11 protein-coding genes are annotated in these 14,179 nt (G+C 37.3%); 10 read left to right on the top strand and 1 reads right to left on the bottom strand.

The genetic code is table 11. The annotated features are described in order from the left end of the window. The first annotated feature begins 454 nt into the window (after positions 1–454). The 3 genes from J8L71_RS13855 to J8L71_RS13845 are packed head-to-tail and all read left to right on the top strand — an operon-like array spanning position 455 to position 4,262. Positions 455–1,618 carry a metallophosphoesterase gene (locus J8L71_RS13855; protein ID WP_211001045.1) on the top strand — a complete coding sequence of 388 codons (1,164 nt, stop codon included), beginning with the start codon at positions 455–457 and terminating at the stop codon, positions 1,616–1,618. After that, positions 1,615–3,363, top strand: a complete 1,749-nt coding sequence (locus J8L71_RS13850) for a hypothetical protein (protein WP_211001044.1) — start codon at positions 1,615–1,617, stop codon at positions 3,361–3,363. The genes J8L71_RS13855 and J8L71_RS13850 overlap by 4 nt, the downstream gene beginning before the upstream one ends. Continuing rightward, positions 3,360–4,262, top strand: a complete 903-nt coding sequence (locus J8L71_RS13845; protein ID WP_211001043.1) for a hypothetical protein — start codon at positions 3,360–3,362, stop codon at positions 4,260–4,262. The genes J8L71_RS13850 and J8L71_RS13845 overlap by 4 nt, the downstream gene beginning before the upstream one ends. An 86-nt stretch (positions 4,263–4,348) precedes the next feature. On the opposite strand, the gene J8L71_RS13840 is transcribed toward J8L71_RS13845, so the two are convergent. Further along, positions 4,349–7,501 carry a DEAD/DEAH box helicase gene (locus J8L71_RS13840; RefSeq protein ID WP_211001042.1) on the bottom strand — a complete coding sequence of 1,051 codons (3,153 nt, stop codon included), beginning with the start codon at positions 7,499–7,501 and terminating at the stop codon, positions 4,349–4,351. A 221-nt stretch (positions 7,502–7,722) separates the two neighbouring features. Between J8L71_RS13840 and J8L71_RS13835 the strand changes: the two genes are divergently transcribed. The 7 genes from J8L71_RS13835 to J8L71_RS13805 all read left to right on the top strand — a co-directional run bounded on the left by J8L71_RS13835 (position 7,723) and on the right by J8L71_RS13805 (position 14,113). Beyond that, on the top strand, positions 7,723–8,886 hold the full coding sequence (locus tag J8L71_RS13835; RefSeq protein ID WP_211001041.1) for a hypothetical protein: 1,164 nt from the start codon (positions 7,723–7,725) through the stop codon (positions 8,884–8,886). Positions 8,887–8,888: 2 nt separating this feature from the next. Continuing rightward, positions 8,889–9,524 (top strand): OmpA family protein, encoded by a 636-nt coding sequence (locus tag J8L71_RS13830; RefSeq protein WP_211001040.1) that lies wholly within the window; start codon positions 8,889–8,891, stop codon positions 9,522–9,524. A gap of 10 nt (positions 9,525–9,534) precedes the next feature. Then, a complete protein-coding gene (locus tag J8L71_RS13825) occupies positions 9,535–10,332 on the top strand; it encodes a hypothetical protein (protein ID WP_211001039.1) in 798 nt (265 codons plus the stop codon). Positions 10,333–10,463: 131 nt separating this feature from the next. Next, positions 10,464–10,658, top strand: a complete 195-nt coding sequence (locus J8L71_RS13820) for a hypothetical protein (RefSeq protein ID WP_211001038.1) — start codon at positions 10,464–10,466, stop codon at positions 10,656–10,658. 148 nt (positions 10,659–10,806) lie between these two features. Then, positions 10,807–11,292 (top strand): hypothetical protein, encoded by a 486-nt coding sequence (locus J8L71_RS13815; RefSeq protein WP_211001037.1) that lies wholly within the window; start codon positions 10,807–10,809, stop codon positions 11,290–11,292. A gap of 2 nt (positions 11,293–11,294) precedes the next feature. Then, complete coding sequence (locus tag J8L71_RS13810) at positions 11,295–12,428, top strand: DUF1570 domain-containing protein (protein WP_211001036.1); 1,134 nt, start codon at positions 11,295–11,297, stop codon at positions 12,426–12,428. A gap of 587 nt (positions 12,429–13,015) precedes the next feature. After that, positions 13,016–14,113 (top strand): Fic family protein, encoded by a 1,098-nt coding sequence (locus tag J8L71_RS13805; protein WP_211001035.1) that lies wholly within the window; start codon positions 13,016–13,018, stop codon positions 14,111–14,113. The last annotated feature ends 66 nt before the right edge of the window (positions 14,114–14,179 follow it).

Genomic DNA, 14,179 nt, shown 5'->3' with positions numbered 1-14,179 from the left:
GATCATAAATTGCTGTTTCATCGTGCGGATTTAATGGGTTTAAAACCTCTATTCGAGGTTATATCGCGTTGGCGATGGCAACCAAAGGGCGGCTGCCGCCGACCGCCCTTTGGCATCCCACGGCGCACCCGAGGATCACACTGTATCTTCAACTTACATTAATGATGTGAACGTAACCAGCGTAGATAGGCCATCCATGGCCAAACTACGCTTTGTATAGCATCCATGCTGTAAATTACTCATCATTAACTAAGTTTCAGGTGTGATCACTGGGAATTGGCGTGTGCTGTTAGATTGGTGGTTATGGTGGTAGGCGGGAGTTTACTCCGCGCCTTAATTTTTAGTATTAGAAAAGATCCAAAATGCAGATTGCAACTAATGTGGTTTACTTACAATAAGGCACAACGTAATATCAACTTTAATAGTTCTAATAGTTAAGGGAATAATTATTCAAGTGAGATTTTTAATATTATCTGACTTACACGCCACTTTCGAATCCAGCGAAGTAAAAAACTCTAGACTAGTTTTTGAAAATACAGAAAGTGAGTTTGGTACAAGATTTATACAGTACTGTAAATCTTTAAATTTTCATTTTGACTTCCTTGTTTGTCCTGGCGATATATCAAATCAAGGTTGTGGCGAATCTTTCAAAAGTGGCTGGAAGTTTTTAAACGAAGTTAGTCATAAGCTAAATATTAAAGAAATTTTATGTGTTCCCGGCAATCATGATCTTCAATCACGTCCCGAATCAAATTTCTCTCCGTTACATACTGTAAAATTTTGTGAACCAAATTTTCCATCAACTTGCTATGAGACTAACACTCATTTTTGGGGGTGGAATTGGGGGCATATTGAAACTGAAAATTTTAATTGTATATTATTAAATTCAAGTGCTTACCATGGTTTTTCTTCTGAATATAAACATGGAAGAGTTGCCCCTGAAACGACGAAGCAACTTTCTGAATTTATAACAAGTGATAAGTTTAAACAAAGAACATTTAATGTTTTACTTTGCCATCATCATCCAGTTAAGCGAGAAGATATTGATTTTGACTCTGATCATGATGTTATGGATGGTGGTCAAGCGCTTTTGAATGAGCTTGAAAAAGTAACTTCAGAACCGTGGCTGATAATCCATGGTCATAAACACTTCGCAAGTATCTTCAGGGCTCAGTCAGCAGGTTTTAATGCCCCCCTAATCTTTTCAGCTGGGAGTTTTAGTGCAAAGTTGTATCCTAAAATAGAGTCTAGAACTTCAAATCAATTTTATATTTTGGATATAGATTTAAAAGAAACGTTAGAAAAAGATTGTTTAGTTGGAACGTTCGAAGCTCATTCTTGGAACATAGAGAATAACTGGCACCCATCTTCCTCTGATAATCTCCCATACAAAGGTGGATTTGGCACAGATATAAAACCACGAGACATCATTACAAAGCTTAAAGAGCTTTTAGCTGAAGACCCATATTTAGATGAAAGTAGCTTACAGCCAATTTATGAGATGTTGACTCATTACACTCCGACAGAGTTCAAAGAACTATTACAGAAACTTACAAAACTAAACTTCGAGTACGATATTTCTGATAATAAATTAATACAGGTGGCATTAAAAAAATGATTGATCAAATTCAGCACTTTAATAAATCTTTTAATGCCAAATCTACTTCAAAGCAAAATTTAGCAGAAAGTTTTATTCCTAATGGACACTTTGACAGATTAACATCTCCTAATCACACTATTATGATCGGCCCTAGGGGAAGTGGAAAAACCACATTACTGAGAATGTGTGAGTTAGAAGCCTTAGATATTTGGGACGGGACAAAGTCAGATAATTATAGAAGTAAAATAGACTTTACAGGTGTATTTATCCCAACTGATAGGTTCTGGAAAGCACAATTTGATCTATATAGTGAGAAATTTAAATCAGATAAACTACTCAAAAAGCTATTACTTTCTTCATTTACTTACCATGTATTAGAATGTTTTTCTAATACTCTTATCTATAGAGTTTTAACGTCAAAGAAAAAAAAGAGTTACTTTAGAAATATTGAAATTTCTAAACAAAATGAAGTTCAACTTGTAGAGTACTTGAGTGAATTGTGGCATGTTGAAACAAAAATACCTTCATTAAGAGGACTAACCATAGCATTAACTCTAAAAAAACATGAGATATCTTCCTATTTATCTTCTTCAGATGGTTCAAGACAGTCAAGTAAAATCCCAAATTTTGCTGATTCAAATATTATTTCACTGTTAGATACGAGTATTCAAATTGTAAATCAGTTTTTTGATGACTCTGACGGTAAATGGGCTTTTTTGTTTGATGAATTGGAGCTTGCACCAGATAGTTTTGTTCAGCCACTAATTGATAATATGCGGGGAGGTCCTCAAAATTTGATTTTGAAATTAGCCCTGTCGCCATACCACAAAGATGTGTCAATTACTAATAACTCATATAGTAGTATGCATAAACAAGATTTATCATTTATTAATTTAAGTGGGGTTAGAGAGGATGGTTTAGAGTTTGCTAAAACTCTTACGAATAATATTTTTAAGAAGGAAAAGTTAACAAATCCAATCGAGAGTTACTTTGAAACTATTGATATTAATAGAGACAAAGAGTTTTCAGAGTTGACTAAGAATGATAAAAGTTTTTTTGATTATTGTTCAAGGCAATCTATTTTAGGAAAAAGCTATAGTGAGCTTTCAAATAATCAACAAGCGGCTTTTAGAAGAATTCAATTTAATGTTCATTTAAGAAACTATTATCAAACCACAAGAAAAAGAGCTTCACATTACTATACTGGTTTCGATAATATTTGTAGGTTATTAGATTATAATCCTAGGATGCTTGTTGGAGTTATGAGTATTTTTTCTTCAATAGCAAAATCAGAGGGGCATATAAAAGTTCATCGTCAATTAAAATGTATTGATGATTACTATCAATCATTTAAAGCTTTACTTAACACTATAGCAGTAGAATCCAATGAAAGTAGTTTGAATTCTCTTTATGACGTCATTACTAAAATTGCGAGTTATTTTGAACAACAAATACACGGTGAAATATTCTCACCTGATCCAAAAGGTACAATAACTTTTAGAGATGACTATAATAGAAATTATTTAGAGGCAGTCGGCTTAGCTTTAAATGCTGGTGCTCTTGTGATTGAAAAGAATGACACTGACTCTTTCCATGATACCGATGGGTTGTATAGTTCTAGATGCAGATTGTCGTATATCTTTTCTCCTAAGTTTAAGCTGTTGACTAATGTGCAGCCATCAATCGACCTTGTGGAAATTTTAAATCAGCGGAAGATTAAAATTCTAGATATGTTTGGTGGACAAGGAGAATTTAAGTTATGAAATTAGATAATCAAGCATATACAAGTAGTTTTGATTTATCAATTTTTGGTTTAGGGTATGAAAGTCGAGCCACAACAGCATATGTAAAATATAAAAACTTATCTAAAAGAAATATTGTTTTTGGGTATAACTCAAATAAAACAGTATTGAATTATTCTAAAAATAAGAAAGTATTCCAAGGTGCTGAAATTTTAGAAATGGAATGTGCACAAATATCAGATTATTTAGTTACCGTAGTGGATAAATTAAATAATGATCTGGAAGAACCTAAAATTCTAATTGATATTACAGCAATGACAAGACATAGACTCGCTGTGGTATTGTTTTGTTTTATGAGTAACTTAAAGAAAAAATCAAAAGTTACTATTTGTTACAATAGCTCAAAATATGTTGCTCCCCCAAGTGATCTTCAACCTGTAAGAAAAGTAGGAGCGCTTATTCCTCAGCTGAGTGGTAATCTTGGAGATTTGTCGAGTACTACAGCTGTAATTTTCGGTTTAGGTTATGAAAAGTTAAAGGCTCTAGGTGTTTATAATTACTTAGATCCGGATCTTCCTTATGCATTTATTCCTAAAAGTGAAAACCCTAAGTTTGAATTTGATGTCAGGGAAAATAATAACTCTTTGCTCAATAGCCTCCCAAGTAAAAATGTATATACATACAATGTATATAGCCCTTTAGATCTTTATATTGATTTAAAGTCATTAACTCTCTCTTTAAGAGAAAGTTCTAGGGTAGTTATTGTTCCACTAGGGCCTAAAATTATCTCGGCAATAGCTGTCATTATTAGTATGGAAATGAATTTAGAAATTCCTATTTGGAGAGTTTCTTCTTTGCACTGTGAAGAGCCAATAGATCGTGTTGCTGATAGAGAGATACTACAGTCAATATCATTATGATAAGCGGCTATTCAAATAACAACCATTTCTATGTTGGTTCTAAACACTTTATCCCTTTTTAGAAGGTTTAAGTGCAGATAAAACAATCACCCAACCGCTAATTTCCCCGCCTCATGCCACATTTCACTTGGCATTTGGTTGGTTAACTTCCACGTTATATTCATTGGCTGACTGCCGATGTGGCTTTGGTATTTAACCTCGCCATAGTTTACAAAACCCATGGTTCGGCCGTTTTCGTCTTTGCCTTGTTCGCGCACAAATAACAGGATGGTTTTGCCTGTTTGTTGGTGCTGAATGTAACTTAGGCCGCGGCCGTGTTCTGGTCGGGCGCTGTTTTGTGTTTGCCAATGGAACAGGGTGGGGCTGATTGCGTAGTCGTGATATAGCGTTGTAGGCGAGTAGCTTTTTTCGCACTTATTAAGTGTTACAAATAACAGCTCTAAGTTTTGGTTTTTAAATTCTAAAACGCCTTCGCGGGCGGTCGATTTTTTATCAAACGAGTGCGCGCCAAACGCGGCGAGTATTTGTTGGCGTGTGTAGCGGCTGTGTAATTTTATTGCGTGATTAGGTAGGCATGCTAAATCGCTTTCTTGCTGGTGTATGCGGTTTATTAATAGCGTAATTACTTGAGCAAGTTCGTGCTGTAGCTCTTTGTGTTTAAGTGCTTGTAAGCTTTGTTCAAGCGTTTTAAACCCTAAACTTGTGCCAGTGCAATCCCAAAAGTTGTAATGCGCCATAACTGCGTACTGTTGGTTTTGTGGTGTTGGTGTAAAGCTAAAGTCGTTGTTACATAAATCACGTAAAAAACATAAGTAACTGAGCGAGTCGCATCCGAGTAACTGGGTATTGATTGCGCGGTAATACGCGGCGTAAATATCGGCTTGTTTTGCGGGTATTTCATCGCCTTTAAGCCAGTGCCAGCCGCCGAGTCTACCGGCTTTAGGTTTGTAAATATCTTCAAGCGTGACTTGTGGGTTTATGCGTAAAAAATTACTGAGCGTTAGCGCGTCATTGGTATGTTGCGGATAGCTATTGATCAGCTGTTGTAAACGGCGTTTGCTGTTTATGGCTTGCTGAATATTTTTTAATATTGTTTGTTGTGTGCGTTTTTGTAGCTCAATACGGCAGCCCAGCGGTAAATACGGGAAGTTGTTTTCAATCTCGGTTTTTATTGGCTGGTTACTTTTACCAATAAGCGCGCGGAACTTACTGGAAAAATCGTATTCTGGGCGGGCGTTGCCTACAAAATCGAGTACCGTGCAGCACTGTTTTTGGCTGTTGTCGGGCAGGCGTAAACCACGGCCTAGTTGCTGCAAAAACAGCGTTAAGCTTTCGGTTGGGCGTAAAAATAGTAGGGTATCGACTTCTGGAATATCGACGCCTTCGTTAAAAATATCAACCACGCAAAGTATTTGTATTTCGCCTTGGCGTAGTGCTTGCTGTTTAGCCGCACGCTCATTGGTGTTTTTACTGGTGAGAACATCTGCGTTTATGCCTGCTAGGTTAAATTTTTTCGCCATAAATACAGCGTGATCTTGGCCTACACAAAACGCGAGTGCCTTTATTTTTTGAACATTGGTTACGATATCAGCAAGGCTCGATATAATTTTGTTAGCGCGGTTGTTTTCACCTGTATAAAGGTTACTTAGCTCGGTTATATCGTAACGGCCTCCTCGCCATTTTATTTGGCTTAGGTCGGTGTCGTCATCTAATCCAAAGTATTGAAACGGGCATAAATGGCGCTGGTTGATTGCCTCTGGCAAGCGAATTTCTGCGGCTATTACTCCGCAAAAATCATCGAGTATATTTGCGCCATCTTGTCGCTCTGGTGTAGCGGTTAAGCCAAGTAATATTGCGGGCGTAAAGTAACTTAAAATGGTGCGATAACTGGCAGCGCTTACGTGATGTACTTCGTCTATCACTATGTAGTCGTAGAAATCATGCGTTAAATTAAGTGATTCAATTTGGCTGTTTAATGTTTGGATTGATGCAAATAATTGGTTGTAACGTTGTGGTTTATAGTTACCCACCCACAACTCGCCAAAGTCGTTGTTTTTGAGTACGCCACGGTAAGCGCTTTGCGCTTGTTTTAGTATTTCTTCTCGGTGGGCTACAAACAAAAAGTGTGCGTTTGGGTTTTTATCGTAAACAGTTTTAAAGTCGAACGCCGATATGATGGTTTTACCCGTGCCGGTTGCGGCAACCACTAAATTTTTATAACGATTATGTACGCTACGTTCAACGCTTAGTTTTTCTAAAATAGCGAGCTGATGCGTTTTTGGTGTTATATCAAAATAAAACTGGCTGCTTGATTGCCCAACACCGCGTTGTTCGTTAAGTGAATTAATGAGCTTTTCTTTACACTCAACAGCGCCTGTAAATAGCTCGAAGTCTTTTGATTCCCAGTAGGTTTCAAAGGTACTTTTGGTTTTGGCTATTATGTGCGGAATTTCTTGTGCAGTAATTTTTAAGTTCCATTCAAGGCCGCTGGTAAGGGCCGAATGCGATAAGTTAGACGAGCCAATATACCCAGTATGAAAACCCGTATTGCGCATAAATAAATATGATTTCGCGTGAAGGCGTTCTTGCTGATTGTTATAACTTAGCTTTACTTCGGTATTTGGTAGGTTTGCTAAAAACTCAACGGCTTTAGCATCCGTTGCACCCATGTACGAGGTAGTAATTACTTTGAGTTTATTGCCGCTTTTGGTAAACGCTTCAAGCTCATTTTTAAAAATACGTAGCCCCGTCCATTTTATAAATGAGACAAGCCAGTAAATAGTGTCGGACGATTTTATCTCGCGCTTTAGCTCGGCTTCGAGCGATATACCAGCATTAGCACCGCTAAATAACTCGCTTTGTGTAAGCCCTGTGAGTGGGAATATATCGCTTGAGTAATCTTTAAGGTTGGCCGCAATAGGGTTTTGGGTATTAAACAGCGCGGTAAGTATTCGGCCTTGGCTGTCGATAAGGTTTTCGTTAATTAGCTCGTCATCGCGAATATGATCTTTAAGCCAAAGTACAAGGCTGTTTGCGAGGTTGATTTGCTCTTGCAAACGCTCGTTTGAGTTAGGGATTGCATTAATCGCATGTTCAACAAGCTTACCTAAAAAGCGTGAAAGCCATGTTGCGGCTTCGGCCGTTTCAAGCTGGCGCTCGCCCACATAAAATTGATCACGATTTAAGTTTTGCTCAATTACTTGAGTAATTAACTGCTCGTAAATACCAATTTGCTGCATTAAAACTACTCCCTGTTTGCGAATAGTTAGTTTACTTAAATGTGCATTGTAAACAAGCATTAACTCATTATTGAATTGAAGGCTGCAGTTAAGGTTGTTTTCATTATCCACTGCGTACAAATTTTCAAACATCGAAGAATAAAGAAATGTTAAATTATTGTTTTTGAACGTTAGACTATTATGTAGAATGTACCCAATTTAAACTCTAGGTTGGCACTAACTTGGCATTACTTCTCATATCTATCTCACTTTTATCTGTTATTTTTTTTATTGTTTCAGCGGGTAAGGCTGACTCCAGGTTGGCCTCTATAACACCATCATTGTGTGTAACTATCGGTATTTTCTTTACATTCTTTGGTATTGCACTTTCGTTGCAATCACTTGAACCTTTGAGTAATAGTCAAGAAGCATTTGAAGCGCTCTTAGTTGGTTTGAAAAGTGCATTTTGGTCTAGTGTTATTGGGCTCGGTGGCTCAATTTTTTGTAGGTTAAGATTAGCTAAAACAGGGAAAGATCCATTTGATGTGTACGCTATGCAAACTAATAATATTGTAAATGCAGTAATAAGAAATGGTGAAGGGATAGTGGATGCTATAAATGGCAGCAGTCAAGTTGTAGGGGAGCTACTTTCTAAACAATTGTTTAAAGACTCTCGAGATATCAGTAAGCAGTTTAATGATGATACAGAAAAAGTTTTAAGCCAATTTACTAATAGTATTAATAAATTAGTTATTCAGTCAGACAATTTACTTAGTGGTGTAAATGAATCTATTCAACATAGCCAAGCAACGTTAGATTCTATAGTTACTACTTCCAAAGATTTAAACGAGGTTAATCGAAAGGCAATGCGAGATAATACAGCACTGTTATACAAATGTGTTGATGGCTTTAATAATATCCTTAAAAAGTCAGATGAGTCATTACTAAAGCTTACTGACCAAAGTGGATTACTTCATAAAGAATTGAATGGAGTATCTAGCTCTATAGTTCGTGATTTTGAAAAGGTGCAATTACTTTATCAATCTTTAAATAAAGATATTAAAAGTATGGAGCCTTCAATGGATTTACTCTCAAAATTAGTAAAAGATTTAAAGCTAGTACAGGTATCTTTAGAGCATGACCACAAAGAAAATATGGCAGCTGCTGTGGTTGATTTTAAACTTCACTTTCAAAAGATAAGCAAAGAGTTTGATGAACTAAATCAATCTCAAATCAAACAAGCACGAAAGTTTTTTGAAAGCTTAGATCTTGCAGTTGAGGAAGGTTTAAAAGAAGTTGCAAATGTCTATGCATCGGGGTTAAAAACTATCTTGGCAGATCAAAATAAAAAAATGTTATGTCCCGAAGTTTCGGAAGCTGAATCTCATTTAGATGGTATGAATTAGTTATGTTAATTGGTTCACAGGATATGGAAGATAGTGGGTTAGCCATTTCAGATTTAATGACTGTGCTTATGACTATATTTTTATTAGGCACATTATTAGCTATTGAGAAGCGTGAGTTAATGAGTAAGTTTGCGGAGCAGTCAGGTAGTAAAGTTCAAACAGAGCAACTCCAGATCAATAAGAAGTTTTTTGAAGAGTTAGAAGCCTTATCTGAAAATGATCAAAGTTTGTACTGGGATGAAAAAAATAGTGTTTTAACTGCATGGTTTAAATTTAAAAGGAATGATTCAAGCCTTACCAAAAAAGTTCAAAATTCATTAGATGTTATTTGCCCCAAGATAATTAATGTAACGAAAAACCCCGATAGTAATATTGAAAAGGTCGTTTTTCGTGGCCATACAGATAAAAGTTGGAGCGGTGAAGGCAATAAATTTGTAGGGAATATGAGAGTTTCATTCGAGCGAGCAATGAATACAATGGATTATTGCTTACACTCATTACCTAGGAATAATACAGCGATTGCATCTAAATTTATGGCGCAAGGTTTTTCATTCATAGAGTCTGATAATAAATTGACCAGGGGGCAGTCAAATTTACAAAGACGTGTAGAAATCCTTTTCAAAGAGAGACAAAACTAGGAATACTATTTTGATTAAATTCAAAGGTTTTCGTTCTGCATGGCTTTCACTACTAAGTAATGTAGATGACGATTATGATTCTGAAATATTACATAAATTTAAGAGTACATCAGGTGGTTTTATAGTAAATGCTACGCCTGTATTCGCTTATCAAAATATTTTAGAGCAATCCGACTATGATAAGATTACACATAATAATGCAGTAGAAAAAACTAATAAAGTACACTTAACATACTGTAAAAAAATAAAAGATGCGCCCGGTAAGTACCACGTTACTAGCCGTGCAGATGGCTTCTTTAGTATTAATATTAGGAACAGCAAGAAAGTAATAGAGGTAGAAGAAATCTTACTCCCTATGGGAGTGTGTCAGTATTGTATTCGAGAATTATTCCCCAACTTTTTACCTCCACTAGGGAAAGATATAAAAAAATGTAACGAACTAGCAAATAATTTTAGTTTCGCTGACTTTGTTCATGAAAGCTTAGCTTTGAGTAATATTGCATTTGATGAAGGAGGTGTATTAAATAAGCTCATAGGAGAAAGGGATTGGTCTCAATTTAGCCGAGACCTTCGTGCTAAACATAATTGGAATTGTGAGGATTGTGGTGTAAATCTATTTAAATATAAACAGTACCTACATGTGCATCATTTAAATCATAGCCATTATTGGAATACACCAGCAAACTGTAAAGTATTATGCATTAGCTGCCATGCTGAACAAGAAAACCATAGCCATATGAAAAATCAAAAGCAGTATAAGTTGTACAAAGAATTGTTGAATAGTAAAAATATTATGAGTGACTCATAATATTTACTGACCTTTTCCTATTATTCCTGAACAACCCAATTGATAATTGACGCATGTTTGCGATGAAAGTCATATAACAGTTTTGGGTGTCCTTCACAAAGCGTAACTTTGCAGCTTGAGGAAATGGAAACATGGATGCTGACAGGAACCCAGCTTCACGGATGAATTATTTGCAGCAGAGCTTGTTTGAAGAAGATCGCCCTTTGGCTGTCATCGCCAACGTGATATTTGTAAATTATTTTAAAAGCTTCGCTTTTCGCGCGAGCAAGCTCAGCGCCTACAGGTGTTTAGGTGAGCTTTGTTTGTTGATTGAGGTAATGAGCTAGTTACTAAAGAGAAAGCGCGGTGTAAAATCGCACCTACGGTTTTGTGGAGTGTGGTGGTTTAATTTTTACTTTTGGGATTAGTAATATTGATGTGTTTTTTCACATTTATAGGTACACTATTTTAAAGCTTTAATTCAGGGAGTGAATAATGATTAAATGGATTTTACTGGTATTTATTAGCGTATTTACAACTTTTCCTCAAGCTGGTGAGGCTTACACCCAAGCTCAATGCGATAGCATTAAAAAGCAGCGCGAAGCTATTCGCTCTCAATTTAGAAGTGGTTACAGTAATAAAGAAGGTGAGCGTTTAACCGCACGCGATAAAGCGCTATTTACCTTACTTGCTAATCACTGCAGTAAGCCTAAAAAGAGTGGTAGCGCTTATCAGGCTACTTCTTCTACCCCAACTCGTACGCCTAATAGCAATTGGTTACTCAATCAAAAAGTATCAAACATGTCTTTGCACAGCGATAGCTATAAAGATGCCGCTAAGCTTGATGCTTGGTCAAAATTCTATAAATTGCCCAAACGTTGCCGTAAGAAAGGGATGAAGTCGGCCGACTTTGTATGGTGTAGCGAATATCGGGGTAAGCAAAAAGAGTTGTTTGAAGCACAGTGGCAAGGGCGCCCATAAATATGTTCAAAACAAAATTACGTGTGGTGTTTGTATTTTTTGTGCTGCTAATTGCATCAGCGCTCATTGCTAATCATTTTACTGGGCGGGTATTTAATTATCATGATCCTATAGGCGAGGTTAAACGAATTTATAGTAGTTTATCGTCGCAGGTAACTACTGAACCGTTAACAACTAAACAGCTTAAAAACGTAAGCTCGGCAACTTTACAAAATGTATCAGTACCTGCCGATAATCATTTATCGCAAGCTAACAATACACGCTGCGTGGATGTATCGTTGGGAAAGGTTAAATATAAACGTAATGGCGATATATTTACGTGGACGGACAGTGACGGTGTGCCGCACTTTAGTGATAAAAAACCGGATTTTGCGGTAGCAACTTACGATACTGGTTTTATTGAACCGCTAGATTACTTTGACCTCACTTTAAATACGCCTAATTTACCTTCGTCATTTAACCAAGAGCTACGCATAAAACTCAATACTGTATTTAAAGTATATGGACAAATTATTGGCGTGCATGCACTTAAAAAGGTAAAGCTTAATTTAACGGTACTGCCTACGCGCCGCGCTTATGAGGCCGCAATTAAGCAACGCAGAGGTGACCCTACAAACACTGCGGGTATGTATTTTCATGCGAGTAATTCTGCTTTTATTCATTATGATAATGCACACAGTGCAATGCGAACTGCGGTACATGAGGCAGTGCACGCCATTAATAAAGCTGTGTTAGGTTACACACCAAGATGGTTAAATGAAGGGTTTGCGGAGTACTTTGAGCTGACTAAAAATAATATGCAAACAGCTATTGTTGAGCCGAATAGTTCATGGACGAAAAATAACAATATTACTAAAAGTGTATTTTTAATTGATTCGTTAGTGGGTTTGGATGACTCGTGGAAAAAAGGTGATACCAGTAAGCTGTACGCAAGCAGTTGGGCTGCAATTTACTTTTTAATGGATACTCAAGCAGGGAGAGCGTTACTTAAGAATATAATGCTTGCTGAGCAAGAATTTCTCTGTAATAAGCTATCTGAAAAGCAATTACAAACGATGATATATAAGCAATTTCCTAATCTTAATCGTGAATACTTTCAGCGATTAAAAAAGCCTATAAAAGCGCATATATTTTAATAAGGTACACATTTAAAAGCTTTGCTTTTCGCGCGAGCAAGCTCAGCGCCTACGATACATTTAAAGGCTGCTGCTAAGGGAGCTTCTTACTGGTTACCATCGCCAACGCGATATATGTAAATTATTTTAAAAGCTTCGCTTTTCGCGCGAGTAAGCTCAGCGCCTACAATGCATTTAAAGGCTGCTAAGGGAGCTTCTTACTGGTTGCCATTGCCAACGCGATATTAGTTAATTATTTTAAAAGCTTCGCTTTTCGCGCGAGTAAGCTCAGCGCCTACGATGCATATAAAGGTTGCAGCTAAGGGGGCTTCTTACTGATTGCCATCGCCAATTCGGTATATGTAAATTATTTTAAAAAGCTTTGCTTTTCGCGCGAGCAAGCTCAGCGCCTACGATGCATTTAAAGGCTGCTGCAAAAGGCGTTTCCAATTGATTGCCATCGCCATCGCCAACGCTATATAGGTAAACATAATTTTAAAGCGGCAGTGCTTGCAAAACAATGAGGCAATTAAGTGTGTTATTTGCCTCATTGAATGAGGCAAATAAATCATATAGACTTAAGCTAACTAACTTAAGGGCTAAAGACTATGTGGATATGGCAACAACAAAACTGGCCAAACTTTACGTGGGATGATGCGGCGCTTGCTCCTTTACTCAGGGAGCTTTCATATAACCAAGGTTTATTAGTGGGCCGTATGGGCGTGCAAAGTGCTCATCAAAAGCAGCAAGCTCTTGATACCTTACTAGCGAATATTATTCACTCAAGTGCAATTGAGGGTGAAAAGCTGAATGCATTTTCGGTTCGCTCATCGCTTGCTAAAAAGCTCAATATTAATGAGCAGCCTTATCCAACAACTGTGCAAAGCGACAATCTTGCAGAAATTATGCTTGATGCAATAACGAACACAGATTCGCCGCTTGGTTTAGAACGGGTGCTTAACTGGCATCGTTTATTATTTGCCGATGAGCAAAGCTTGTTTACTAACATTGAGGGCGGGCAATTGCGTGGCGACGAGCCAATGCAGGTGGTGTCGGGGCGTTTAGATAAACCAGTATTACATTTTACAGCCCCCCCTAAAAAGGCAGTAAATAAAGAGCTGTCGCTATTTTTTAACTGGTTTAACGACACGCAAAACGATCCACAAATAGACCCTTTTATTCGTGCAGCTATCGCACATTTATGGTTTGTAACAATACATCCGCTTGAAGATGGTAACGGGCGAATAACACGGCTTATAACCGATCTGGCTTTAGCACAAAAGTATGCTGAGTCTATTCGGTTTTACGCTATGTCGGTGGCTATTTTAGACGATAGAAAAAGCTACTACGAGGTACTAGAAGCCACGCAGCGTGGTGGGCTTTGTATTACACAGTGGATTAAATGGTTTTTATGTACGCTTAATAATGCGATACACCATACGCTTAATAATATTGAGCAAACAGTTTTTAAAACCAATTACTGGGCAAGTAAAGAACAAGCAAAACTAAGTGAACAACAGGTAAAAGTAATTAATAAACTACTCGATGGCCAGTTTGGGCACGGAATTAGTGCCAGTCAGTATCAAAAGGTGGCTAAGGTTAGTCGCGCAACAGCAACGCGCCATTTAGCCGATTTACAAACACTTGGGTTTATAACTAAAACAGCTGCAGGTGGGCGCAGTACACGTTACAAAGTTACCCAGTGAGGCAATTAAATATATATTCGACTCATTAAGTGAGGCGAATAAGTGTTGTGAGTTGAACTAGGGTGT

Origin of the sequence: Pseudoalteromonas sp. MMG007, from assembly GCF_018100985.1 — a bacterium.
In the GTDB taxonomy this organism is placed as follows: domain Bacteria; phylum Pseudomonadota; class Gammaproteobacteria; order Enterobacterales; family Alteromonadaceae; genus Pseudoalteromonas.
This window is presented reverse-complemented; position numbering and strand designations above follow the sequence as displayed.

What these genes read in the sequence shown, in the direction of transcription:
- J8L71_RS13820 (WP_211001038.1), top strand. Translation starts at nt 10,464, where the DNA reads ATGGATGCTGACAGGAACCCAGCTTCACGGATGAATTATTTGCAGCAG.
- J8L71_RS13830 (WP_211001040.1), top strand. Translation starts at nt 8,889, where the DNA reads ATGTTAATTGGTTCACAGGATATGGAAGATAGTGGGTTAGCCATTTCA.
- J8L71_RS13810 (WP_211001036.1), top strand. Translation starts at nt 11,295, where the DNA reads ATGTTCAAAACAAAATTACGTGTGGTGTTTGTATTTTTTGTGCTGCTA.
- J8L71_RS13850 (WP_211001044.1), top strand. Translation starts at nt 1,615, where the DNA reads ATGATTGATCAAATTCAGCACTTTAATAAATCTTTTAATGCCAAATCT.
- J8L71_RS13805 (WP_211001035.1), top strand. Translation starts at nt 13,016, where the DNA reads ATGTGGATATGGCAACAACAAAACTGGCCAAACTTTACGTGGGATGAT.
- J8L71_RS13815 (WP_211001037.1), top strand. Translation starts at nt 10,807, where the DNA reads ATGATTAAATGGATTTTACTGGTATTTATTAGCGTATTTACAACTTTT.
- J8L71_RS13840 (WP_211001042.1), bottom strand. Translation starts at nt 7,501, where the DNA reads ATGCAGCAAATTGGTATTTACGAGCAGTTAATTACTCAAGTAATTGAG.
- J8L71_RS13845 (WP_211001043.1), top strand. Translation starts at nt 3,360, where the DNA reads ATGAAATTAGATAATCAAGCATATACAAGTAGTTTTGATTTATCAATT.